At 73.7% G+C, this 23424-nt stretch carries 19 protein-coding genes, 1 other RNA gene and 1 pseudogene; 3 read left to right on the top strand and 18 right to left on the bottom strand.

Going from position 1 to position 23424, the window contains the following annotated elements; genetic code table 11:
• Nucleotides 1-166: 166 nt before the first annotated feature.
• From AB0M79_RS08505 to AB0M79_RS08495, 3 genes are all read right to left on the bottom strand, one after another.
• The gene (locus tag AB0M79_RS08505; RefSeq protein WP_364209581.1) at nucleotides 167-1624 is read right to left on the bottom strand and encodes an RNB domain-containing ribonuclease; all 1458 of its coding nucleotides are present in this window, start codon (nucleotides 1622-1624) and stop codon (nucleotides 167-169) included.
• Between the two features lie 161 nt (nucleotides 1625-1785).
• Nucleotides 1786-1989 carry a hypothetical protein gene (locus tag AB0M79_RS08500; protein ID WP_364209578.1) on the bottom strand — a complete coding sequence of 68 codons (204 nt, stop codon included), beginning with the start codon at nucleotides 1987-1989 and terminating at the stop codon, nucleotides 1786-1788.
• Nucleotides 1990-2116: 127 nt separating this feature from the next.
• Entirely contained in the window at nucleotides 2117-2539 is a 423-nt protein-coding gene (locus AB0M79_RS08495) for a hypothetical protein (RefSeq protein ID WP_364209575.1), read from the bottom strand.
• Nucleotides 2540-2698: 159 nt separating this feature from the next.
• Between AB0M79_RS08495 and AB0M79_RS08490 the strand changes: the two genes are divergently transcribed.
• Complete coding sequence (locus AB0M79_RS08490) at nucleotides 2699-3160, top strand: DUF1707 domain-containing protein (RefSeq protein ID WP_364209572.1); 462 nt, start codon at nucleotides 2699-2701, stop codon at nucleotides 3158-3160.
• A 29-nt stretch (nucleotides 3161-3189) separates the two neighbouring features.
• On the opposite strand, the gene rnpB is transcribed toward AB0M79_RS08490, so the two are convergent.
• The 7 genes from rnpB to AB0M79_RS08455 all read right to left on the bottom strand — a co-directional run bounded on the left by rnpB (nucleotide 3190) and on the right by AB0M79_RS08455 (nucleotide 10174).
• Nucleotides 3190-3604: RNase P RNA component class A (gene rnpB, locus AB0M79_RS08485), an RNA gene on the bottom strand.
• A gap of 167 nt (nucleotides 3605-3771) precedes the next feature.
• On the bottom strand, nucleotides 3772-5115 hold the full coding sequence (locus AB0M79_RS08480; RefSeq protein ID WP_364209569.1) for a glycoside hydrolase family 18 protein: 1344 nt from the start codon (nucleotides 5113-5115) through the stop codon (nucleotides 3772-3774).
• A gap of 238 nt (nucleotides 5116-5353) precedes the next feature.
• Entirely contained in the window at nucleotides 5354-6628 is a 1275-nt protein-coding gene (locus tag AB0M79_RS08475; protein ID WP_364209566.1) for a bifunctional RNase H/acid phosphatase, read from the bottom strand.
• A complete protein-coding gene (locus AB0M79_RS08470) occupies nucleotides 6625-7365 on the bottom strand; it encodes a C4-type zinc ribbon domain-containing protein (protein ID WP_364209563.1) in 741 nt (246 codons plus the stop codon). Before AB0M79_RS08470 ends, AB0M79_RS08475 begins: the two co-directional genes overlap by 4 nt.
• Nucleotides 7362-8222, bottom strand: a complete 861-nt coding sequence (locus tag AB0M79_RS08465; protein WP_364209927.1) for a Nif3-like dinuclear metal center hexameric protein — start codon at nucleotides 8220-8222, stop codon at nucleotides 7362-7364. Before AB0M79_RS08465 ends, AB0M79_RS08470 begins: the two co-directional genes overlap by 4 nt.
• 142 nt (nucleotides 8223-8364) lie before the next feature.
• Complete coding sequence (locus AB0M79_RS08460) at nucleotides 8365-8910, bottom strand: flavoprotein (protein ID WP_364209560.1); 546 nt, start codon at nucleotides 8908-8910, stop codon at nucleotides 8365-8367.
• A 37-nt stretch (nucleotides 8911-8947) separates the two neighbouring features.
• Nucleotides 8948-10174 (bottom strand): helix-turn-helix domain-containing protein, encoded by a 1227-nt coding sequence (locus AB0M79_RS08455; protein ID WP_364209557.1) that lies wholly within the window; start codon nucleotides 10172-10174, stop codon nucleotides 8948-8950.
• A 298-nt stretch (nucleotides 10175-10472) separates the two neighbouring features.
• On the opposite strand from AB0M79_RS08455, the gene AB0M79_RS08450 reads away from it, so the two are divergent.
• Nucleotides 10473-11138, top strand: coding sequence for a bifunctional DNA primase/polymerase (locus AB0M79_RS08450; RefSeq protein ID WP_364209554.1), 666 nt, complete (start codon nucleotides 10473-10475; stop codon nucleotides 11136-11138).
• A gap of 331 nt (nucleotides 11139-11469) precedes the next feature.
• On the opposite strand, the pseudogene AB0M79_RS08445 reads toward AB0M79_RS08450, so the two are convergent.
• The 5 genes and pseudogenes from AB0M79_RS08445 to AB0M79_RS08425 all read right to left on the bottom strand — a co-directional run.
• Nucleotides 11470-12150 (bottom strand): annotated as a pseudogene (locus tag AB0M79_RS08445) (FAD:protein FMN transferase); the annotation flags it as partial.
• Between the two features lie 58 nt (nucleotides 12151-12208).
• Complete coding sequence (locus AB0M79_RS08440) at nucleotides 12209-12814, bottom strand: FMN-binding protein (protein ID WP_364209551.1); 606 nt, start codon at nucleotides 12812-12814, stop codon at nucleotides 12209-12211.
• 9 nt (nucleotides 12815-12823) lie between these two features.
• Nucleotides 12824-14248 carry a ferric reductase-like transmembrane domain-containing protein gene (locus AB0M79_RS08435; protein WP_364209548.1) on the bottom strand — a complete coding sequence of 475 codons (1425 nt, stop codon included), beginning with the start codon at nucleotides 14246-14248 and terminating at the stop codon, nucleotides 12824-12826.
• On the bottom strand, nucleotides 14245-15615 hold the full coding sequence (locus tag AB0M79_RS08430; RefSeq protein ID WP_364209545.1) for a DUF1501 domain-containing protein: 1371 nt from the start codon (nucleotides 15613-15615) through the stop codon (nucleotides 14245-14247). Before AB0M79_RS08430 ends, AB0M79_RS08435 begins: the two co-directional genes overlap by 4 nt.
• 20 nt (nucleotides 15616-15635) lie before the next feature.
• A complete protein-coding gene (locus tag AB0M79_RS08425) occupies nucleotides 15636-17747 on the bottom strand; it encodes a DUF1800 domain-containing protein (protein WP_364209542.1) in 2112 nt (703 codons plus the stop codon).
• Between the two features lie 435 nt (nucleotides 17748-18182).
• On the opposite strand from AB0M79_RS08425, the gene AB0M79_RS08420 reads away from it, so the two are divergent.
• On the top strand, nucleotides 18183-18431 hold the full coding sequence (locus AB0M79_RS08420) for a DUF3040 domain-containing protein (RefSeq protein ID WP_357537800.1): 249 nt from the start codon (nucleotides 18183-18185) through the stop codon (nucleotides 18429-18431).
• A 59-nt stretch (nucleotides 18432-18490) separates the two neighbouring features.
• Here AB0M79_RS08420 and AB0M79_RS08415 read toward each other — a convergent pair whose 3' ends face one another.
• The 3 genes from AB0M79_RS08415 to AB0M79_RS08405 form a co-directional block, all read right to left on the bottom strand.
• A complete protein-coding gene (locus AB0M79_RS08415; protein ID WP_364209538.1) occupies nucleotides 18491-19183 on the bottom strand; it encodes a septum formation family protein in 693 nt (230 codons plus the stop codon).
• Between the two features lie 130 nt (nucleotides 19184-19313).
• Nucleotides 19314-20282: an SWIM zinc finger family protein gene (locus tag AB0M79_RS08410; RefSeq protein WP_364209535.1), complete on the bottom strand. Its 969-nt coding sequence runs from the start codon at nucleotides 20280-20282 to the stop codon at nucleotides 19314-19316.
• Nucleotides 20279-23371, bottom strand: a complete 3093-nt coding sequence (locus AB0M79_RS08405) for a DEAD/DEAH box helicase (RefSeq protein ID WP_364209532.1) — start codon at nucleotides 23369-23371, stop codon at nucleotides 20279-20281. Before AB0M79_RS08405 ends, AB0M79_RS08410 begins: the two co-directional genes overlap by 4 nt.
• Nucleotides 23372-23424 lie beyond the last annotated feature (53 nt).

The raw sequence follows: 23424 nt of genomic DNA, 5'->3' as shown, positions 1-23424 counted from the left end.
CCTTCCGGCAGCGGTGCGCCGGTGTTTGTGACGTGAACCGCCTCATGATCGTCTGCTGCCCAGACGGTCGACACGCCGCACGACGAACGCCTGAACAGCAGACGATCACAGCCGTCCCGCCGCCAGGCGCGACGGCGCCCGCCGTCAGGCGCGACGGCGCCCGCCGTCAGGCGCGTTCGAAGAGGACCTTGCGGGTGGCCGGGTCGGCCGCGACCAGGCGTACCCGGATCCGCTCACCCAACGGCAGCTCACCCTCGCAGCGGGCGCGTACCGGCGGCTCGTCGATCGCGATCCGCCCGGCCGGCCGGCGGACCTTGCGCCCCGCGTTGCCGCCGTCCCCGGTGCTGGCCGGCGGCTTCGGCGGGGCGTCCACGTCGACCACCGCCGCGTCGAACTCCTCACCGACCCGGTCCCGCAGAAGGACCGCCTCCACCAGGTCGATCGCGCCCCGGTCGGCGGCCGACGCGACCCGGTCGGTCGACGTCATCAGCTCCGGCATCTTCGGCAGCGCCGCCCGCAGCCAGTCCGGCACCGGTTCCCCGGCGTGCAGGGCCAGGCACACCTCGGTCGCGTACCGGTCGGCGAGCCGGCGCAGCGGCGCGGTGACGTGCGCGTACGGCGCCGCCACTCCCCCGTGCCCGGGATCGTCCGGGACGTCACCGTCGAAGGCGGTGTAGCCGGCGCCCCGCATCAACTCGGCCGCCTGGTCGAGAAACGCGGCACCACGCGGGTCGGCCGGGTCGACCGCCGCCAGCATCCGCCCGACCGCGAGATCCGCCGGCCAGTCGACGCCGAGTCCGGCCGCGGCGACCCGAAGGCGCTCGACCGCGTCCGGTCGCGGCGCCGGCATCGTACGCAGCAGCCCGATCCGGCCGGCGAGCATGATACCGGCGGCGGCCATCCCGGTCAGCAGCGAGATCTGCGCGTTGTAGTCCTCGATCAGCCGGGGCGGGCGCAGCACCAGCCGCCAACCGTCGCCGTGCGGCTCGATCTCCTGCTCCGGCAGCGGCAGGTTGACCGCACCCCGGTCCAGCCCCCGCTCGACCAGCAGCGCCCCGATCTCCGGCAGCAGGGCGACCGGCTCCGGCACCGTTCCCGCGTCGACGTCGGCCTGCACACCGGCGTAGTCGAGCTTGGCGCGACTGCGTACCCGGGCCCGCCGTACGTCGACCTCGGTGATCGCCCCGTCGGCGTCCAGGTCGATCGTCCACAGCACGGCGGGTCGTACGACGTCCGGCAGCAGGCTCGCCGCGCCCTCGCTCAGCACGGTCGGGTGCAGCGGCACCTTGCCGTCCGGCAGGTAGATGGTCTGGCCGCGCCGCCACGTCTCCGCCTCCAGCGCGCCACCGGGCCGGACGAACGGCACCACGTCGGCGATCGCGTAGTGCACCCGGTAGCCGCCGCCCGCCCGGCGGGCCAGGCACACCGCCTGGTCCAGGTCACGCGACGTCGGCGGGTCGATCGTCACCAGCGGCAGGTCGGTGCGGTCGAGTTCGGGCGGCGCCACACCGGCCGCCTCCTCGGCCTCGACCAGCGCCGGGGGCGGGAACTCCGTCGGCAGGTCCAGTTCGCGGCGCAGGCCGCCGAAGTCGATGCGGGGCGCGAGTATGCGACGGATCACCACCGGTCATTCCTACCAGTGCCGGTGGCCCGACGCGATCACCGCGACGGCTCGATCCGGTTCCCTCGATCGTGCTCCCGCTCCCTCTCCCTTGATCGTCAGGTGCCCAGCGGTACGACACGCCGTACCTGCCGCCGCTGTGCACCTGACGATCGTGAACGGCGCTACCGCTCGTCGCCGGCCCAGCGTTCGTCCTCCGCCTTCCAGGCGGCGTTGCGCTCGTCGACCCGCCGCATCGCCTGCTCGGCGGCGGCCCGGGTCGGGTACGGCCCGAGCACGTACCGGTCGGCGCACTTGTCGCTCGGGGTCTCGACCCGGTGGTGACGCGTGCACCAGTAGTACTGCACATCACTTCCGATGCCACTCATGGCATAACTCTGCACCGCGCACGGCCGCCCCGCCACCGCTGCGCCGTACCCGGTGCGTTCCGGCCGCCGGCCGGGCGTCGGCGAGGCACACGTGACGCGACTCCGAACACTGTGGACGCGGCACCGGTCATCCGACGGCGGGCTCCGGCGGTACGTGGGACTCCGTCGCCACGCGGACGAAGGTCTCCCGGACGCGCGCATAGTCGGCGGGCTCGACGGACCAGACCCACCAGTGACCGCTGTCGACCATGAGGATCCGCGACCGTGGCAGGCCGGCGTCGTCGAACCCGACGAAGTCACCGTCGATGACCTGAACGTCCGTGTCGGCCAGCGCCACCATCTCCGCCCAGGAGAGCCGCACACCCGCCGGCTCCCGTGACTGATCCTCGACGGCAAGGGTGCCCTGCGGCCACACGGCGCGGACGTCGCCGTTGAACTCCGCCCAGAACAGTCGCCAGTGCAGCGACCCGCGATCACCGAGGCACCGCATGACCTCGCCGAGGCCGATCAGGGTTCCGTCCACCCAGCAGGGCATCCGCACCGCGTGCACGGCCCCATGATGTCTGACCGGCCGATGGGGCAGACCGCTCGACGTCAGTCTGGGCAGAGCGGGCCTGGACGCGGCCGCCCGACTCGTCACGGCACACCTGGCACAGCGAGAATCGGCGAGAGCCCATCAGCATGACCGGGTCGTCAGTAGGCTCCGCTTGTGAACGACCTGCGGGTGTCCGATCGTGACCGGGAAGCTGTCGTGACCCGGCTCGGTACCGCTGCCGGCGAGGGGCGACTGTCCCTCGCCGAGCTTGGCGATCGGTCAGGGCAGGCGTATGCCGCGAAGACCTACAGCGAACTGGAGGCCCTGGTCGCCGACCTGCCGCTGGCGGAGCGCGAGCACCGGAGCCCGGTCGTCGACTACACGGGCCCGGCCCTGTCGCTCTTGGCGCTGGCCGGAGGCGTGGTCTGGATGCCGCTGTTCCCGCACCTCGAATTCAGCGCCCTCTCGGGAGTCGCCGGCGTCGTGTTCGGCGTTTTCGGGATCCGGGCAAGCGCCCACGCTCTCTGCCGTGCGGTGGCGGTCCTGGGGCTTGTCGGGGGCTCGGTCGGCGTCGTACTGCAAGCCGCCTGGGTCGCTCTGCACGTACTGAGTCACGTGCACGACTCGATCTTCTAGTGCGTAACAGACCAACGAACTGGGAGCGACGGACGAGTCGACCTGTACGCCGGATTCTGTGACCGGCGCCACCGGAGACCGGTGACGTCGGTGGCGGCCATCCATCTAGGCCTGCCGTTGCCGGCAGGCTCGAGCGGCCTACCCGCAGGCTCGGGCGGGCCGCCCTCGAACGCCTGCGCAGACCATCGCCTTGCGGCGAGGGCCCTTCTTGGCCTTGCTCCGGGTGGGGTTTACCGAGCCATCCCGGTCACCCGGGATGCTGGTGGGCTCTTACCCCACCGTTTCACCCTTACCGGCCCGGTTGTCCGGTCCGGCGGTTTGTTTTCTGTGGCACTTTCCCGCGGGTCGCCCCGGGTTGCCGTTAGCAACCACCCTGCCCTGTGGAGTCCGGACGTTCCTCGGCGGCGGGTTCGCACCCACCGACGCGACCGCCCGATCGACTCGTCCGTCGCGCCGACAATCCTACGTTCTGGTCGTCGGAGCAGCCCACCCCGCCCTTGATCCCCGTGATCAGGGGCCGTGCACCCCGGCACACCGACGACACGCGTGACAAAGTCCCTGATCACGGGGATCAAGGGCCCGGCGCCGGAAGGGCGCCGGGCCACAACGCGTTACGGGGTCCAGAGGCCCAGGTGGATGGTGCGGGTGAGGGTGGCGTTCTCGTCGTCGCCGTCCAGCGACCACATCATCGCGCCGCCGAGGCCCTTGGTCCGGATGTACAGGGCCTTCTGCAGCACGACGGCCGGGTCGTCGTACGTCCAGAAGGTGGTGCCGTCGAAGAGCCAGGCGTGGCCGGCGCGCAGGTCGCGGTGCACCCGGTAGCCGTTCTTGCCGACCAGGTTCTTCAGCAGCTTGTAGTCCTCGTAGCCGGCGTCCCACGTCGCCGGCGCCGGCCCGGTCGAGTTGCCGAACAGGCCGGTCCGGCTGCCGGTGATCCCGGTCCAGCCGCGCCCGTAGTAGGGGATGCCGAGCACGAGCTTGTCGCGCGGCGCGCCCCGGGAGGTCCAGGCGTCGATGGTGCGGTCGACGGAGTACGCCGGTTCGGTGGCGCCGGCCGGCACCCGCAGCGCCGACTGGTGGTTGGCGACCGATTCCCAGCTGCCGTGGAAGTCGTAGCCCTGCACGGTGACGAAGTCGAAGCTCTTCAGCACCTTGCGGACCTCGAAGCCGGCGTCGATCGCGGTCGGGTTGGCCGGTACGAACGCGGTCAGCTCGTAGTGCTTGCGGTCGGTGTGGCCGACGGCGTCGAGCTGGCGGCGGAACTCGGCGGCGAGGGCGGTGAAGTTCTGCTTGTCCTCGGGGCGGATGACGTTGCCGGGTTCACCGGCCGAGCCGGGCCATTCCCAGTCGAGGTCGATGCCGTCGAAGAGGCCGGCCGCGGCGCCGGGGCCGCCGGCGCTGCCGTCCGGGTTGGGCAGGTTGCCCTTGATGTAGAGGTCGATGCAGGAGGCGACGAACCGTTCCCGGGCCTCCTTGGTGACGGCCGCGTTGGAGAAGTACGTCGACCAGCTCCAGCCACCGAGCGAGATCATCACCTTGAGGTCGGGGTGCAGGGTCTTGAGCTTCTGGAGTTGGCCGAAGTTGCCGTTGAGGGGTTCGCCCCAGGTGTCGGCGACGCCGTCGACGCTCTCCTCCGCGGGCACCGGCCGCTGGTAGTCGGCCCACGGGTCGCCTTCGCCGGGGCCGCCGTCGATGTAGCAGCGGCCGTCCTCGGAGACGTTGCCGAAGGCGTAGTTGACGTGGGTGAGGCGGGCGGCGGCACCGGAGTCGTGGAGTTTCTTGACGGTGAAGGCCCGGCCGTAGATGCCCCACTGGGTGAAGTAGCCGACCTTGTGGAAGCCGTCGCGGTGCCGGTTGCCCCCGAAGGCGTTGGCGGAGCTGGCGGGGGCCACGGTGACCAGCACGGCGACGGTGGCGACGACGGCCGCGACGCGGCGGCCGAGATCTCTGCGCATTCGTACTCCCTGGCGGGTTGGAGCCGAAATCAGTTAGGAAACTTTGCTGATTGACGAAGGTATGCCGAACCACGACCCGGGTCAATCCCCACCCGCCCCAGGGCTCCCACGTCGGCGGACCAAAGCCCGCCGATCGAGGAGAAATCATGGCGATCCGCGTCTGATTCGCCCACAACATCCCCTTGATCAACGCAGAAGCCGCCCCCGGCGCCAGGCGTCGGGGGGCGGCTTTCGGCTTTCAGCGCAGGTGGGACGTGTCGTTGACCGTGCGTACGGCGACGTTGCCGTCCGGCCAGGTGTCCACTACGGACAGTCCAGCCGGGTCGAGGTAGAGGCGGTGCAGGAACGCGTCGCCCGCCGCGAGCGCGTCGCGCAGCAGGATCTTCACCGGCGAGACGTGCGAGACCACCACCACGGTCCCACCCGGGTACGTCGTCAGCAGCCCCGCCGCGACCCGGCGGACCCGTTTGGTGACCGCCGCGAACGACTCGCCACCGGGCGGCGCCACCGCCACCGACTTCAGCCACCGGTCGAGTTCGGCCGGCCAGCGGTCGCGTACCTCGGCGAAGGTGTGTCCCTCCCAGACGCCGAAGTCGACCTCGATCAGGTCCGGCTCGACCACCACCGGCGGTCCGCCGAGCGTCGCGGCGACCGCCTCGGCGGTGGCCGTACAGCGCGACAGCGGTGAGGTGACCACGGCCGCGACCGGCGTGTCGCCGACGAGCCGGGCGATCCGGTCGGCGGCGGCGGCGACCTGGTCCCGGCCCCGTTCGGACAGCGGAATGTCGCCGCGCCCGGAGTAGCGGCGCTGGGCGGTGTAGTCGGTCTCGCCGTGCCGGAGCAGCACCAGCCGGGTCGCCGCCGACACCGGCCGGGGTTCCCACGTCGGCCGGGCCGCGCCGCCCTTCGCCGCCGCCCGCGCGGCGACCTCCCGGGCCTGTGCCCGGGCCGCCGAGTCGGGGCCGGCGACCTGGCGGGCCTCCTCGTCCACCCCGCCGGCCGCCGGCCCGGGGACCGGCGCGGCGGCCCGCGCCGGCCCGACCGCGCCCGGCTCGGCGGCGGTGACGACGGCACCGGCCGGCCCCCGGGCCGGCTTGCCGGCGGCGCGGTCCATCGCGGCGTTGGCCAGCCCGTCGGCGTGCTTGTTGCGCTCGCGCGGGATCCAGCCGAAGGTGACCGCGTCGAAGCGGCGTACGAGGGTGGCGGCCTGGGCGGCGAGCGGCCGCAGGCCGGCGTTCTTGATCTGCCAGCGGCCGGACATCTGCTCGACGACCAGCTTCGAGTCCATCCGGACGTCGACCTCGCTGGCGCCGAGTTCGGCGGCGGCCTCCAGGCCGGCGAGCAGCCCGCGGTATTCCGCGACGTTGTTGGTGGCGACGCCGATCGCCTCGGCCCGCTCGGCGAGCACCTCGCCGGTGCCGGCGTCACGGACGACGGCGCCGAAGCCGGCCGGTCCGGGATTGCCGCGGGCTCCGCCGTCGGCCTCGACGACGACCTTCGGGCCGCCGGTCACAGACCGGATTCCGCGGTACGGACCATGATGCGCCGGCACTCCTCGCAGCGCACGACCTCGTCGGCGGGGGCCGCCTTGATCCGGGCCCGGTCCGCGCCGTACAGCTCCAGCCGGCAGCCACCGCACCGGCCGTGGGTCACCAGCGCGGCGCCGAGGCCGCCCGACGACTCGCGGATCTTGTCGTAGAGGGTGACCAGATCGGCGGGCAGGTCCGCGGCGAGCGGCTGGCGGGCGGTGGTCTTGAACTCCTCCTCCTTGGTGATGTCGGCCAGCGCCTGGTCGCGTCGCACCTCGGTCGCCGCGCGCTTGTTCCGGGTCTGCGCGAGCCGGCTCTCGACGTCGTCGACGGCGGCCTGGGCGGTCTCCCGCTGCTCCATCAGTTCCAGTTCGGCGTCCTCGAGTTCGGTCTGCCGGCGGTTGAGCGAGTTCAGCTCGTGCTGGAGGGCCTCGAGTTCGCGGGCCGGGCCGCGCCCGGCCGTCAGCCGGTCCTGGTCCTTGTCCTTGCGGACCCGGACCTGTTCGATGTCGCGCTCCAGCCGGGCGATGTCCCGGTCGAGGTCGTCGACGGTGACCTGGGCGCGGACCCGCTCGTCCTCCAGCGCCGACAGCTCCCGGGCCAGCTCGTCCAGCCCGGCGTGCTCGGGCAGGGTACGCCGCTTGTGGGCGAGCTGGGCGAGCGCGGTGTCGATCGCCTGAAGGTCGAGCAGGCGACGCTGGTCTTGCGGGTCGGCCTTCACGGAGTGGGCTCCTTTGGGGTGGGTACGGAGTTGGCGTGCAACGTCCACGGGTCGGTGTCCACATCGGACACGATGACGGGCAGGCCGGGATCGGCGCGCAGGTGGTCGGCGACGTCGTCGAGCCAGGGCCGCTCGGTCGCCCAGTGCGCGGCGTCGAGCAGTGCCGGGCCGCCCTCGGCCAGGTGCTCGCTGGCCGGGTGGTGGCGCAGGTCGGCGGTCAGGTAGGCGTCGACGCCGGCCGCGACGGCGGCACCGAGGTAGGAGTCGCCGGCCCCGCCGCAGACCGCCACCGTCTCGATCCGGCGGTCGGCGGCGCCGCCGGCGCGTACGCCCCAGGTGGTCCTCGGCAGGGCGACGGCGGCCAACGCGGTCAGCTCGGCGAGGGTCATCGGGCGGGACAGCCGGCCGATCCGCCCGATCCCGCGCCCGCCGCCGGCGGCCGGGCCGTCCGGGGCCGCCGGGCGCAGCGGACGCAGGTCGGTCAGGCCCAGCCGGGCGGCCAGCGCGTCGGAGACGCCGGGACTGGCGACGTCGGCGTTGGTGTGCGCCACGTAGAGGGCGATGTCGTGCTTGATGAGCCGGTGGACGGCGCGGCCCTTGTAGGTCGTCACGGCGACCGAGGACACCCCGCGCAGCAGGAGCGGATGGTGGGCCACGATCAGGTCGGCGCCGGCCTCGACCGCCTCGGCGACCGTCTCCGGCACGCAGTCGACGACGCACAGCACCCGCCGTACGGCGGCCCGGGGGTCGCCGACGACCAGCCCGACCCGGTCCCACTGCTCGGCCCAGGCCGGCGGGTAGCGGCGTTCGAGCGCCGCGACGACGTCACCGACCGTGTGGCCGCCGTCGCCCGCCACCCCGTCGGCGGGCCCCGGTCGCGATCCAGTTGTGCTCACGGCGGCCCAGCTTACCGGCTACCGCCCGGCCCGGAGCCCTCCTCGGCGGTGGGCGGCCGCCGCCCGCCGGCCACGTCGCCGGGGCCGCCGGGCGGGTGGGTCCTCAGGGGCGGCGTCCGTCGACGCCGACGGCGGCGTGCAGCGCGCCGATGGCGAGCCGCCACGGGAAGCTGTCGAGGCTCTTCTCCCCGGTGCCCGGGGCGTGCAGGGGCATCACGTCGTCGCCGAAGAGGACGGTCACCCCCCAGCCCCGCAGCCGGGTCAGGTTGTCGCGGAACACCGGATGGGCCGCCATCGCCGAGTTGGTGTACGGCATCACGACGATCGGCAACCCCCGGCCCTGCCCCTCGACCAGCAGGCCGAGGGCGAGGGTGTCGGCGATCCCGGCGGCCCACTTGTTGACCGTGTTCACCGTCGCCGGCGCCACGATGATGGCGTCGGGCGGCGGTAACACGTCGGGGTCGCCGGGGTTCTTGTAGTTGCTGCGTACCGGATGGGTGGTCTGGGCGGCCAGGGCCGGCACGTCGACGAACTTGCGGCCGTCGGGTGTGGTGACGACGCAGACGTCCCAGCCCTGGTCCTGGGCCAGCGCCACCAGGCGGCCCACGTTGCGGGCGAGCGGTGAGCCACAGGCGATGATGTACAGCACCCGCGTCGAGTACCCCCTCACGCGGTCGGTCCCCGCGTCATACGCCGACACCCATGTGCTCCGCCAACTCTGCCACCGGGGCGGAGGGCACACCACGGGTTCGGCGCAGTACGTCGGCCATGACCTCGTGCGCGACCGGCCGGCACCGGATCTCGAAGGGGGCCAGCCGGTCGCCCTCGAGGAGCATTTCGCTGGCCTTCTCCACGTCGCCGATCTGGGTGTAGCCGCGAGCGATGTCTATGTAGTGGTGGGCCCGGCGCTCGGGCAGCAGCGCGTTGAAGCCATCGCCGATGGTCTCATGTGTCTCGACCGCGTGGCGCCCCTCGCCCAACTCGACGGCGGCGGCCGCCCGGTGCAGCCGGACGTTGGTCGGCCCGAAACTGGTCCAGTAGTGGTTCTGGTCCTCGCCGACGGCCTCAGCGGCCTCGCCCGCGCTGTGCAACAGGTCGCGTACCGTCGCGCTGTCGCCGATCCGGGCGGCGGCCATCGCCCCCTGGAGCAGCAGCATCCCGTACACCGAGAGGCGTTCGGGGGTGGTCTCCTTCGCGCCACCGGGGGCGAGGCGGTTGGCGACGTTGACGTTGACCTCCAGGGCCGGGCGGGCCCGGCCGAGGGCGAGCAGGGCGTTGCCGACCCGGTAGGTGGCGACGCCGGCCAGCAGCGGGTCACCGGCCCGTTGCGCCACCGCGATGGCCCGGTCGCCGGCGAGCCAGGACAGTTCGTGCTCGCCGACCTTGCGCAGGGCCGACGACGCGATCTGGTAGACCTGGCCGAGCAGGTGGGCGGCGTCGCGCCCCTCGGCGCTGCCGGCGTACGCGCTGTCGGCGCACTGCGCGTCGCGGACCAGTTTCGGTAACGCCCGGGCCAGTACGCCGTACTTGGCGTGCTGGTAGGTCAGCCAGGCGTGGCTGACCGCCTTGCGCAACTCCCCCAGCGGCTGCGGCTGCGGCGGGGCGTCGAAGAAGGCGCTGATGGAGTCGTACCGCTCCAGGGCGGCCCGGATCTGGTCGACCTCGATCTGGTCGATGCAGTTGACGCTGTCGGGCCGGCGTTCCGGCTCCTTGCCGACCAGCAACTGGACGTCGACCTGGAGGACGTCGGCGATCTCGTAGACCACCGAGAACTTGTCGAGCCGGCGGACCCCCCGCTCGACCTTGTCCACCCAGCTCTTCGACTTGTCGAGCCGGTCGGCGAACACCTGTTGCGACATCTTCCGGCGGGACCGCCAGTATGCGACGCGGCGCCCGATGGGCAGTTCGTCCACGTCCGTTCCTCCCCCTCGCTTGCGCGGCGCTTCCGGGCCGCGAGCTCCAGAGTCCCCCCGACGGGACTACGCCCGGCGCGGTCGTGCCTTGTTCCCCCAGTCAGGGCGCGGCGGCGCCGGTGCCACCCGTTGGTGCTGGTCGCACAGCGGGTACGTCACGTGGCTGACTGATGCTCGTAGTTTTCGATGCAAGTTGCAAACGGCTCTTGGAGTACGCAACGACGGCGTGTCGTGTTTAGTGACGATGCCGGGCGCCTGATATGACGCCCGGCCGCCCACGTGGGGAGTTCCCTGACCTATGCGGTGGACACTGCGACCATTCCCGACCCTCGACCGGCTGCGCCTGCGGCGAGCCGCGGACCGGTTCGCCGAGCGCGGCTGGCCGGTGACCCCGGGCGCCTATCTCGCCGGCCGCCGGTTCACCTGCGACCGGGCCGGCTGCCCGACGACCGGCTGCCACCCGGCCGACGAGCACTGGGAGCGTACCGCCAGCGCCGACCGGGGCCGGATCAGCCGGTGGTGGCGCCGCCGCCCGCACGCCGTGCTGCTGGCGACCGGGCACACCTTCGACGCACTGGAGGTGCCCGCATCTCTCGGCCTGCGGGTGCTCGGGGCGACCCGCCTGCACGCCGGGCTCGGCTCGAGCCAGCTCCGGGTCCGCGGCCCGGTCGCGGTGACGCCGACGGCCCGCTGGATGTTCCTGGTACGCCCCGGCGACCCACTGCGTCCCGAACTCGAAGAGAGCCTCGACGTGGTCCGGCACGGGCCGGGCTCGTGGGTGCCCGCGCCACCGACCCGGCTGCCCGAGGGGCCGGTGCGCTGGATGGTGGCGCCGCACGAGTGCCGGTGGCGGCTGCCCGACTCGTACGCCGTACAGGCGATGCTGGTCGACGCGCTCGGCCCGCCACGGCCGGCGCTCCGGGCGCTGGCCCGGCAACCATCCACACTGCACAACGCCGCCTGAGCCCCGGTGCCGGCCCGCGCCGCGGTGCCCGGTCGGGGACCGGGGTCGCGGGCTCGGCGCGGGCGGGGTCAGCCATGTCAGGTCACAACGTAGTGCGATAACGATCATGGGTCGATCCCCTGAACGGCGTATCCGCCCCTCGACCTGCGCGGGTCCCGCCGGATCCGGCCCCGTCCGCCGCACCGCCGGCCGACCCGCCGCCGTCCGCCGCGCCGCCCTTCGACCCGCCGCCGATCAATTCTCCGCTGGCCGATTCTCCGCTGGCCGATTCGCCGTCGATCGGTCCGCCGTCGCCGACGACCGGCAGCCGGGCGGAACGCAGGCACGTCGCGTCGTCGGCGACCACCGCGCACTCGTGGCCGGCCCGCCCGGCCAGCCAGTCCGGGCCGGAGCGGCCCATCGCCACCGCCGCCGTCGCGTAGGCGTCGGCGACCCCGAGGTCGGCGCCGACGACGGTGACCGAGCGCAGGCCGCGGGCCGGTCGACCGGTGCGCGGGTCGACGACGTGGTGGCCGCGCTCGTAGACCCCGGACGTGGCCACCGCGAGATCGGTGCCGGCCAGCACCCAGGCGACCTTCGTGGCGTTCCACGGATGCCGTACGCCGATCCGCCACGGCCGTCCCGACGAGGCGTGGCCGCGCACCCGTACGTCGCCACCGGCGTTGAGACAGTGGTTGGCCGCGCCGGCGGCGAGCAGCCGGTCCGAGGCGACCTGCACCGCCCAGCCCTTGACGTAGCCGGACGGGTCGAGGTGGCCGGTGGCGTACGCGTCGAAGTAGCCGTCGGTCTCACCCCACAGTTCGGCGCAGCGCTCCAGTACGGCCCGCAGGTCGGCCGAGGCGTCCGGCAGCGACAGCGTCCCCCGGTCGAGGCGGCTGACCTCGCTGTCGTCGCGGTAGGTGCTGAACCGCGCGTCGACCAGGCGCAGCCAGGCGAACACCCCGTCGGCCAGCTCGTCCAGTGTGGATGGCCGTAGCGGGTCGGCGAGGTCGAGGCTGACCGCCGTACCCATGACGTGCTCGACCCGGCGCAGGCCGGGCCGCAGCCGCCGGCCGGGCCGGACCCCCATGTCAGCCCCGCTCTCCCCGGGCGGCGGTGTCGATCGCGCCCTGCAGCGACTCCCGGTAGCTCTGGCTGGTGTAGGTGGCGCCGGAGACGGTGTCGAGGTCGGCGCCCTGCTCACGCAGGGCCTCGGCCCGCAGCAGCGGTTCGGCGCGGGCGCTGAGCTGGCTGGAGCGCGACGAGCTCTCCGGCATCTCCAGCGTGCGGATCTCGGTGATCCGGTCGCCGGTCACGGTGATCTGCACCTGGACGGCGCCGTAGTCGTTGGCCGCGATCGGCCCGGTCACCTTGTGCGGACCGGCCGCCGGCGACGGCGCGGCCGGCGTGGTGCGGGCCGGGCCGGGCGCCGCGGCGGTCCGGGTCGGCTGCCCGGCCGGCGCGGACCGGGACGGTCGGGCCGACGGGGCGGGTTCGTCCGCCGGGGTCGCCGACGGCGCCGGCGACGGGGTGGCCGGGTCGGCGGACGGCGGGACCGGACCGGACGGCACCGCGCCGGTCGGCCCGGCCAGGACCGGAGGCGGGGCGGCCGGACCGGAGGCGGCGGCGCCCTTGACCACCACGAGCAGGGTGGTGCCGGCGGCCAGGCCGGCGAGGCCGAGGACGGCGCGACGCATCGGATCTCCCTACAGCTCGAACGTGGCGACGTGGATCTGCCGGCGCGGCACACCGGCCCGGCGCAGCGCCCGTACCGACGCCTCGACCAGGCCGGGCGGGCCGCAGAGGTAGACGTCGCGGCGGGCCACGTCGGGTACGAGGTGACGCAGCCCGGCGGCACTGAGCACCTGCCGGGGGCCGGGGTCGTCGCGGGAGCCGATGACGTACCAGACGTCGGCGTGCCGGGCCCGGGCCAGCCAGTCCAGCTCGCGCCGCAGCAGCACGTCGGCGGTGGTACGGGCCCGGTAGATCAGCGCCGCGCCCGGCGGCAGCTCCTCCAGCAGGGCCCGGACCGGGGCGATGCCGCTGCCGCCGGCGATGAGCAGGGCGTTGTCGCGGGTGCGGTGGGCGGCGGTGAAGGTGCCCGCCGGACCGTCGGCCCAGACCCGCGTACCCGGGTCGAGGTCGCGCAGGTCGGCGGTGTGCCGGCCGACGACCTTGACGGTGATCCGCAGCCAGCGGCCGTTGCGGGCGGCCGAGACCGAGAACGGGTGGGCCTGCCACCAGCAGCCGCGGGCGAGGAACCGCCAGCGGAAGAACTGGCCGCCGAGCGCCTCGAGCTGGTCGAGCCGGTGGCCGGTCAGGTAGACCGAGACGGTGTCCGGGCTCTCGGCGACCACGTCGGCGACCCGCAGCCGGTGCCGGAAGTTGAACACCAGGGGCTCGACGATCCGGCCCCACAGCAGGGCGACGAGCACCCCCGCGTACATCGCGATCCACAGGGTGCGGACCGGGCCGGGCCGGAAGAGTTGCTGGCCGTGCGCGAACTGGTGCCCGAACCCGAGCAGGAGTACGGCGTAGCCGGACAGGTGCAGGACGTGCCACAGCTCGTACGGCAGGACCCGGCGGACCGCCCGGATGCCGGTGAGGCCGAGCAGGACCATGACGCCGGCGGCGGCGAAGGCGGCGACCATGTGCTGGTATTCGGTGAGCAGCAGCCGCACCTCGCCGGGCACCGAGATGCGGTCCAGGCTGGCGTAGCCGAGGACGATCAGGGCCATGTGGGCGAGCACGGCGACGACCAGGGTGGCGCCGATCTCGCGGTGCCAGCGGGTCAGGTGCTCGGCGCCGATCCACCGTTCGAGCGGCCGCAGCCGGCTCATCAGCAGGACCTGGACCAGCAGCACGTAGCCGGCGAAGAGCCCGGTGATCCGGCCGGCGGCGGTCAGCAGTTCACCGGTGCTGTCGAGCGACCCGGCCGGGGTGCCCAGCCACCACGGCACGACGCTGGCCGCCAGGCCGGTCCAGAGCAGCACCGCGACGCCGCGCCGGCCGGCCGCCCCGCGCCGCGACGGAACCGCGACCGGTACGGCCGGCGGCGCGGACGGCCCGGTGCCGGTCCGGGCCGGGGTCTCCCGCCGACGCGCGGCGGACCGGGTGTGGTGGCTGGTCACGCGAACAGCTTCACCGGTGTGTACTTCTGCCGCGGGAAGATCTTCTCCACCTCGGCGTCGGTGAGGCCGAAGCGGCCCTGCGCCACCGATCCGTAGACGTGGAACATGTTGTTGAACTCGGGCACGTCGCCGCTGTCGAGCTTGTCCAGCCCCTGCCAGTCGCCGAGCAGCGAGCCGGCCAGCTTCCGGCCGGACAGCACGGTGACCACGCCGCCGTGGCCGTGGTCGGTGCCGCTGCCGTTCTGGGCGACCCGGCGGCCGAACTCGCTGGAGACCATGACGGTGACGTCGGCGGCCGTGTCACCGAGGTCGTCGAAGAACGCGGCCAGCGCCGACGCCAGCTCGCCGAGCCGGCGGTACAGGTAGCCGCCGTCACGGGTGCCCTGGTTCTCGTGCGTGTCGTAGCCGCCCATGCCGATCGTGGCGACCCGGACGTTGGCGCCACCCTTGATCAGGTGGGCGAGCTGGCGGAAGGCGTTGCCGACGCCCTCGTACGTCACGCCCTCGGCCGGTTCGTAGCCCTGCGCGGCGAGCTTCCGCGCGGTGGCGAGCGCCGCGAGGCCGGCGTGCACCGACTCCTCCACCGGGTGGTTGATTCCGGTGAAGAGGCCCTTGATCGCCTCGGCGGTGGCGTCGCGGAACCGGCCGTCGCCGTTGAGGTTCAGCGACCCGACGCTGTTCAGCGAGATCGCGCCGTTGGTGCCGACCAGTGACCGGGGCAGCGTGCTGCCGATGCCGACGCTGCGGAAGGCGGTGCCGGGACCGAGTACGTCGACCAGGCTGTCGAGGAAGCCGCGGCCGCCGGTCTCATTGGGCAGCCCGCCGAGGTTGCAGGCGTCGGCGGCCTGGAAGTGGCTGCGGGACAGCCGGGGGTCGGACACCGCCGGTACGAAGCCGAGTTGCCCGGCCTTCAGGTGTTTCTCCAGCGGCCGGAAGGCGCCGGTCAGCTTGAAGTTGCGGTCCAGCGCGATCGAGTCGTTGTCGGGCAGGACCAGGTCGGGGCGTACCTTGGCGAGCAGGTCGTCCTCGTCCGCCGGGGCGATGAGGCTGAGCCCGTCGAGCCCGCCGTAGAGGAAGACGTGCACCAGCGTGCCGCCCGGCGTCGCCGCGAACGACGCCCGCGCCGACACGAACTGGGTGGTGGCCAGGGCCGTCACGGTGGCGGCGGCGCCGGCGACGAACGTACGCCGGGTCACCCCGCGCCCGTCCTGCTGGGCCTCCTCCTCGTCGTTCAGCGTCCGGAAGCGGTCGCGCTCGGCGGCATCCTCGGCCGCGACGGCGGCGGCCTCGGCCCGCAGGAGCGCGTCGGCCCGGGTGGGTCCGAGCCGGCGCAGGTCGGGACAGGTCGGATGCAGCGGGTATCGCACGTTGGTCTCCATCGGGTGCCTCACCGGAGGTGGTGCATGGGGGAAGCGAGGATCGCCCGCGCGACGGCGACGATGGCGCCGTTGAACGTCGCGTCGACCTTCGTGTCGGCCTGGACCCCGGCGATGCCGAGGATGAGCTTCCGCTGTCCGTCGGTCAGCTTCTGGAACACCAGCCGCTGCGCCAGGGCGTCGAGGTAGGCGCCGGCGGTGGCCGGCGGCGCCGGGACCAGTTCCTGCGGCTTGCGGTAGGTGAACATCTTGCGGTTGCCGGTGAGGATGTTGCCGGCCTCGTTCCAGCCGTTGACCATCGTGCCGGCCGAGGTCCACGCGACGTAGACGTCCGGGTAGCCGTTCGGGGTGGGCTGGCCGGCCGGGAACTGGCCCAGTTCCTCCAGCTTTCCCTTGATCTGCCGCAGGCCCTCGGCGAACGCCGTCCGGTTGGGGTTGGAGTGCTGGTAGCCGGCCGGGGTCTCGGCCGACACCCCGAGCACCCGGTACGTCGCCACCAGGTACTCCATCGGCCGGCGCACCTTCTGGCCGACGGACGCCCAGAATTCCGAGGCGCTGAAGAGGCTCATCAGGACCGGCTTGATCGCGCCTTTGCCGGCCGTGTACGCCTTGGCCAGCCGGTCGACCAGCGACCTGGGCGGGGTGTCGGAGACGAAGCGGGTGGCCAGGTTCGTCGCGATGTAGCGGGCCGTCGAGTCGTGCAGGGCCAGGTAGCGGAAGTAGGCGTCGGCGGCCGCCTCGCCGCCCTCGGCGCTGTTGTTGGCGTGCTGGAAGCCCATGATCCGTACTTCGCCGACGTAGTGCCGCTCGGGCCGGTAGACGTACTGGTCCTCGCGGACCCCCCGGCCGGTCTGCAGCAGGGCGGCCTGCCGTACGTCGGCCTCGGTGTAGCCGCCGTCGACCCCGACCGAGTAGAGCTCGAGGTTCTCCCGGGCCAGGTTCTCGTTGACCTTGTCCTTGCTCGACTGGCTCTGGTTGAGGTAGGTCAGCAGGGCCGGGTGCCGGTTGGCGGCGACCAGCATGTCGGCGTAGTTGCCGAGCGCGTGCTTGCGGATCACCTCGGTCTCGAACGAGGCCCGCTGCGTCCGCGAACCCTCGAAGTACGCCGCCACATGCAGGAAATCGGTCCAGAAGTCGACCATCACCTCGAAGAGTTGACGGTCGGACCAGATCTGCCGGGCGATGGTCGCCCACACCGTCTCGTCGTCGGCGTGCACACCGTCGGCGTCGAGGGCTTCGCGCCGCTCGCGCAACTGCGGGATCGACATGCGCAGGGTCTTCAGGTCGGCGAGCCTCAGCTCGGCCGGCGTCGGCGCGATCTTGTCCGGGTCGAGTTGCTCGCGCAGCCAGGCGTCGATACCCATCCGCTTGATGTCGGCCAGCACCTTCGGCGTCGCGCCGAACGTGGCCCGCTGCGCGAGGTGCCGGATCGGGTCCTTGGCCAGGACCGTCTTGACGGTCACCTTGGTTTCCGCGGCGGCCGACGCGGGCCCGGGGTGGCTCTTGCCGGTGACCGGCGAGTTCTTCTTCAGCACCTCACCGGCCCGCGAGCCCATGTAGCTCTCGTTCTGCTCGGTGTAGGTACGCACCGTGCTCGGCTGCTGGCCGCTGGGCCGGGCGGCGCTGCCGTCGGTGACCGCCGGGGCGGTGGCGTCCGGGCCGCCGCCGCGGCCGAGTAGCGAGTCGATCAGCCCGGCCCCCTGCGGCGACATGGCCAGGGCGGCACCGCCGGCGACGACGGCGGCCGTTCCGGTCAGCGCGACCAGCGCCCGGCGCCGGCCGCGCCGCCGCCGGTCGTCGTCCTCGTCGTCGTCGAGATCGGGGAGTACGTCGGTGGTGGACCGTCCGGGTTGGATGACGCCGTCGCCCTGCGGGCCGACCCAGCGCGGACCCGGGCGGGGCTCGTGGCGGGGGTCGGCGTAACCGTCGCCGGCGTAACCGTCGCCGGTACGGCCGGGTCCGGCGTGGGCACGTTCGCCGTACCCGCGCGTGGCGTGGCCGTCGCGGGGGTACGGGCCGTACCGGTCGTCGGGACGGTCGTGGGGGTCGGCGGCGGATCGCGGGCGGCCGACCCGTCGACCGTCGTCACGCGACCGGTGTGATGGCACATTCTGGTCAGGCATGTACCGTTCCGTCTTCTCTGGCTGGCACCGGCACGACCGCCGCGACGACGGGCGGGTGCGGTCGGCGTCCGCTTCGGGGGTTTCCGGTGCCCAGGGGGTGTGTCGCCCTGCGCCCGGTTGCACGGACGGTAGCCAGCCACCCGGACCGCATCAAGGTCACCCGGACCGGCCCTGACCGGGCACTTAAGACAGCGTTCAGACGGGTACGGACGCGCCGGATCGGCGGGTCTGCGACCGGATGACCGTGAGCAGCGCCGATGTCCGCAAGCGCGCCGCCTGGGGCGGATCGCCGGATCGGTGGGCGGTCCGGACGGCACAGCCAAACTTAAGGAAGCACTAAGCGGGACCCGAAGAAGGAACAGGAGAAGCAGTTAGGGGCCCGCCGAACGGGTATCCCGGCAGCGGCCCGTTGACGTGAGGGAAAGGCCAGTACCCATGCTCAGCAGAGAGGACCAGCGCCGGTTCGAACAGATCACCCGCCGGCTGCGCAGCACCGACCCGGAGTTCGTGGCCCGAGTCGGCGACCGGGCGTCGACCCGGCGCCGCCGACTGGTCGCCGCGGTCGTGGTGGCCCTGTGGGCCGCCGTACCGCCACTCGTCGTCGTCGGTGGCTGGCTGGCCGCCACGATCTGTGCCGTGCTGCTCGGCGTGGCCGGCGCGCTGACGTTCTGGCTGCGCCGCTGAGTTGTCGCGCGGCGGCCCGACGGCGGACCGGTGCGGATGGCACCGGCCCGACGATCGGTTCAGTCCCGGATGGACCCGGTACGCGGGGTCTCGTCGAACGCGACGCAGACAACCCAGCGGTCACCGTCGGCCCAGGACTCGGCGGTCGGGAAGTAGATCATGTACTCGGCGTCCGGATCGGCGGACGGGGCATAGCCGGGCAGCCGCTCGTCGCACCCCTTGGTGGCGTACTCCCAGACCGCCTCGTCGCCTGGATAGGCTGATCCGGACATGTCGAACACCGCGAAGACCTCGCCCTGGTGCGGTTCGCCGCACTTGACCGGCGGCGGGTCGACCGTCCTGTTCTCGTCGACCTGTTCGATGCAGTCGCCGGGCACATACTGCATCGTGTAGCGCGACTGCGGCGCCCGCTCCGGCGCGTCCTGGTCCCCCGCTCCGGCGAACTCGGCGGCCACCCCGAGGATGATGGCCGACAGCAGAATGGCTCCGCTGATCGCGATGCCGGCGATGGCCAGCCCCTTGCCGCGCTGCCCACGGCGGGGGATCTGCACCAGCGCGACGATGCCGGTGATCACGCTGAGCGGGATGAGGGTCAGCAGGGCCAGCACCAGTGACGCGATGGCGAACCCGTTGACCGGTCGCGGCGGCTGCGGCATACCGGGCGGGCCGTAGCCGCCGGGTGCCGGATGGTGCGCCCCCGGGTGGACGGGGTAGGCCGGTGGGGCTGAAGGTGGGGGTGGGGGCTGTGTCACGCCCGGGAACCTAGCAGTGATCACCGACCCCCGGCCTCACCTTTACGGCCGTGCCCCGCACCGCCGATCCGACGGAGCATGATCATCTGGACGGGTCCATGATGGACCGACTGTCGCCGGGCGGGACCGCCTACCGAGCCGGCGCGGTGGGTTCACCGGCCGACGGCTCGGCGGAACCGAACCGCTCGTAGGCCGGCCGCAGGCGTTCGGCGAGGCCCGGACCGCCGATCGCGGCGCCGGGCGGCCCCAGTTGGCGCAGCAACAGATCCGGTACGGCCGGCAGTGTCGCCGGCCGGACGGGCAACGGCACCGGCGCCCGCCAGAAGCCGTCCAGCACCTCGTCGACCGGCGGATCGGGGATGCCGGCCAGCGCCGCCGCCGCGCCGACGACCGGACCGCCGCCGCCACCGGCACGTGCTCCGGCCGACGTCCCACCGGATGTCCCACCGGGCGTCCCGGCGGGCAGGAGGGCCTGCTGCCCGGCAGCCTCCGCGCCGGGGCCGGCCGGGTCGCCGCGCCGGGTCCGCAGGTGGGCCAGCAGTTCGGCGCGGCCCCGGCCGCGCCAGTGCAGGATCTGGAACGGGTCGGCGTCGAACGCCTCGGCGAGCAGGTAGAACGTGGCGGCGAGGTGCTTGCACGGGACCGCGAAGTCGGGGCAGTTGCAGCGCAGGTCGAGTTCGCCGATCGAGGCCGGAAAGAGCGGTGTGCCGGCCGCGGCGAAGACGTCCTCCAGTTCCGGGGGCAGGTCGCCGGCGAGCAGCCGGGCGCTGAAGAACGCCTGCCCGGCCAGGGTCTCCGCCAGCCGGTCCCAGACCTCGTCGGGAAACGGCCGCAGCCCGATCGACACCCGGTACGGCGCCGGCCGGGATCCCTGGACGGTGGCGTCGACCGCGCCGGGCGCGACGTCGAGGCTGACCACCTGGCCCTTGCGGGCGTACGACCGGCCCCGGGTGAGCCGGGTGCCGAGCGCGAACGACTCCAGCACGGCGAGGAACCGCCGCGCCCACCAGGACTCGCCGATCGCGCCCCGGGTGCTGCGGGCCCGCAGCCCGCCCTCGACCGGGCGCGGCGGGCGGTAGTCGGCGAAGTCGGCGCTCACTCGACCACCGCCCCGGCGTCGAGGGCGAAGAGCGCCCGGAGGTCCGCAGTGGACAGCTCGGTGACCCACTGCTCGCCGGTGCCGACGATCTTCGCGGCCAGCCCGCGCTTGTCGCCGATCATCGCCGCGATCTTCTCCTCCACCGTGCCGGCGCAGACGAACTTGCGTACCTGGACCGACCGGCGCTGCCCGATCCGGAACGCCCGGTCGGTCGCCTGGTCCTCCACGGCCGGGTTCCACCAGCGGTCGACGTGCACGACGTGGTTGGCGGCGGTCAGCGTCAGCCCGGTGCCGCCGGCCTTGAGCGACAGTACGAACAGCGCCGGCCCGCCGGGCCGCTGGAAGCGGGTCACCATCGCGTCCCGGTCGGCCTTGGCCACCCCACCGTGCAGGAAGAGCACCTCCCGCCCGGTACGCGCCGACAGGTGCGCCCGCAGCATCCCGCCGAACTCGGCGTACTGGGTGAACAGCAGCGCCTTCTCCCCCGCCGCCGCCACCTCGTCCAGGATCTCCTCCAGCCGGGCCAGCTTGCCGGAGCGTCCGGGCAGCGCCGAGCCGTCGCGCAACAGCAGCGCCGGATGGTCGCAGACCTGCTTCAGCCGGGTCATGGTGGCCAGCACCAGGCCGCGCCGCTCGATGCCCTCGCTGTTCTCGATCCGGGCCAGCATGTCGTCGACGATCGCCCGGTAGAGCGACGCCTGCTCCCCGGTCAGGTTGCACAGCACGTCCATCTCCAGCTTTTCCGGCAGGTCGGTGATGATCGACCGGTCGGTCTTGAGCCGGCGGAGCACGAACGGGCCGGTGATCCGGCGCAGCCGCTGCGCGGCCGGCTCGTCGCCGTGCCGCTCGATCGGCACCGCGTAGCGCCGCCGGAAGGTCGCGGCCGGCCCGAGCAGCCCCGGATTCGCGAACTCCATGATCGACCAGAGGTCGGCGAGGCGGTTCTCCACCGGCGTACCCGTGATCGCGATCCGGTGCCGGGCCGGCAGCGCGCGGACCGCGGCGGCCTGCCGGGTCGCCGCGTTCTTGATCGCCTGCGCCTCGTCGACGACGACCCGGTGCCAGCCGGTCTCGGCCAGCGCGACCGCGTCCCGGGCGGCGACCGAGTAGGTGGTGACGACCAGGTCGGCGCCGGCCACCGCGTCGGCGAACCGCGGCCCGCGCGCCCGGTCGGCACCGTGGTGCACGTGCAACCGCAGGTCCGGGGCGAACTTCGCGGCCTCCCGCTCCCAGTTGCCGACCAGCGACATCGGGCACACCAGCAGCGTCGGCCCGGCGTCCGGGCCGTCGCCGGCCAGCAGCGCGAGCAACTGCACGGTCTTGCCCAGCCCCATGTCGTCGGCGAGGACGCCGCCGAGCCCGAGCGACTGCAGGAACGCGAGCCAGGCCAGCCCCCGCTTCTGGTACGGCCGCAGCGTCCCCCGGAAGGCCGGCGGCTCGTCGACCGGGGTCAGGTGCCGTTCGGCCTGCCCGGCGAGCAGGTCGCCGAGCGGCCCGTCGGCGCTCACCCCCAGCACCGGCAACGACTCCGGGTCATCCGGTGTGGACAGTCCGAGCCGGAGCAGGTCGGCGACGGTCATCTCGCCGCCGGCCCGGAGCAGCCTCAGGCCGGCGGCCAGCCGCTTGGCGTCCAGCTCGACCCACTGGCCGCGCAGCCGTACCAGGGGGGTCTTCAGCCGGGCCAGCTCGCCCAGTTCGTCGGCGGTCAGGGGCTCGTCGCCGAGCGACAGCTCCCACTGGTAGTCCACGATGGACTCCAGGCCGACCGCGCTCGCGGTGGCCACCGTGCCCGGCGCGGTGCGGCTCCGCGCCTGCAACCGGGCGCCGAGCCGGGCGCTGGGCCGGCGCCACCACGACGGCAGCAGCACACCGAACCCGGCCGCGTGCAGCACCGGGGCACCGTCGCGCAGGAACCGGTGCGCCCCCGCCACGTCCAGCGGCAGGGCGTCCGGGCGGGCCGTACGTAGCGCGTCGTCGAGTCGCGGCCACAGCCGGCTGGCCCGGCCCAACTCGGCGAGCAGGGTCTCCTGCGGCGAGTCCAGGTCGCCGCCCAGCGCCGGCAGCCGGTCCGGGGACGCCCACACCTGGCCGGCGTCGACCACGAGGCTGGGTTCGTCGGCGGCCTGCAACGCGAACTCGACCCGCCACCCGGTGGCCGGCTCGCCGGTCGGCGCCTGATCGGATGCTCCGGCGGGCCACGGCGCGTCGTCCTCGACCGGTGGCTCGACCAGCCGGAAGCAGGCCCGGACCGGGCTGCCGCCGGCATCGCGCTGCCAGCCCGCCAGCTCGGCGGCCAACTGCTCGCGGGCCGCCGCCCCCGCCCGGAAGGTCCGCTGCCGCCCGGTCAGGGCACCGAGCCAGGCCCGGGTCGCGCCGGCCACCCCGGTCGCCCGCCGTACGCCGGTCGCCAGCGACACCCCGTCGAGCGCCGTACGGGCCGCGGCGTCGGTGAGCGCGTCGAGCGCGTCGGCGACGAGTCCGGCCGTACCCGGGGCCGGGCCGGCGGCGGTCGGACCCGGCACGGGCGGATCGGCGACGGCGGCACGGACGGCGGGTGGCAGCGCCATCGCCAGGGCCCGCGCCCACCCGGCGTCGGCGCCGGTCAGCAGGGGACGCCACACCGCCCGGTCGCCGTCGACGCCGGGCAGGACCCGGCCCCGGGCGACCAGGTCGACGGCGAGTTCGGCGAGCGTGGCCAGGTGTCGCAGCCCGGCCCCGACGACCTGGCCGGTGCGGTCCGGCCCGCGCAACAGTTCCAGCGCGTGGTCGGCGTCGAAGACCAGGACCGGTACCCGCCAGCCGGCGAGGGTGACCTGTCCACGGGCCGGCCGGCCGGCGTCGACCCGGACCAGTTCCGGCGAGTCGAGCGGGCCGCCGCCGCGGGTCGGGAGCATCAGCAGCGCGGTGTCCGTGGCCGCCTTGCCGGCGTCGAGCGCCTCCACCAGAGCCGGATGGGAGGCCGCGAACGGATGCGGGCGCTCCCGGGGTGCGCGCCCAGCGCGCCGGGGCGGCCGGTCCGGCAGCGTCGAGTCCTCACCCCAGAGGGCGAGCCGGCCGCCGTCCAGCCACAGCCCGTGGACGACCAGCACCCGCGTTCCCCCTCCACGACGACCGCCCCAGGATAGGCCGCGCCCGGGCCCGG

The organism is Polymorphospora sp. NPDC051019 (assembly GCF_040683055.1).
GTDB classification, from domain to species: domain Bacteria; phylum Actinomycetota; class Actinomycetes; order Mycobacteriales; family Micromonosporaceae; genus Polymorphospora; species Polymorphospora lycopeni.
The sequence above is the reverse complement of the archived record's forward strand: the minus strand, read 5'-3'. Positions and strand labels throughout refer to the sequence as shown.

Excerpts from the sequence above, each read along its gene's own strand:
- AB0M79_RS08500 (WP_364209578.1), bottom strand. The coding sequence starts at position 1,989 with ATGAGTGGCATCGGAAGTGATGTGCAGTACTACTGGTGCACGCGTCAC.
- AB0M79_RS08480 (WP_364209569.1), bottom strand. The coding sequence starts at position 5,115 with ATGCGCAGAGATCTCGGCCGCCGCGTCGCGGCCGTCGTCGCCACCGTC.
- AB0M79_RS08450 (WP_364209554.1), top strand. The coding sequence starts at position 10,473 with ATGCGGTGGACACTGCGACCATTCCCGACCCTCGACCGGCTGCGCCTG.
- AB0M79_RS08440 (WP_364209551.1), bottom strand. The coding sequence starts at position 12,814 with ATGCGTCGCGCCGTCCTCGGCCTCGCCGGCCTGGCCGCCGGCACCACC.
- AB0M79_RS08425 (WP_364209542.1), bottom strand. The coding sequence starts at position 17,747 with ATGCCTGACCAGAATGTGCCATCACACCGGTCGCGTGACGACGGTCGA.
- AB0M79_RS08420 (WP_357537800.1), top strand. The coding sequence starts at position 18,183 with ATGCTCAGCAGAGAGGACCAGCGCCGGTTCGAACAGATCACCCGCCGG.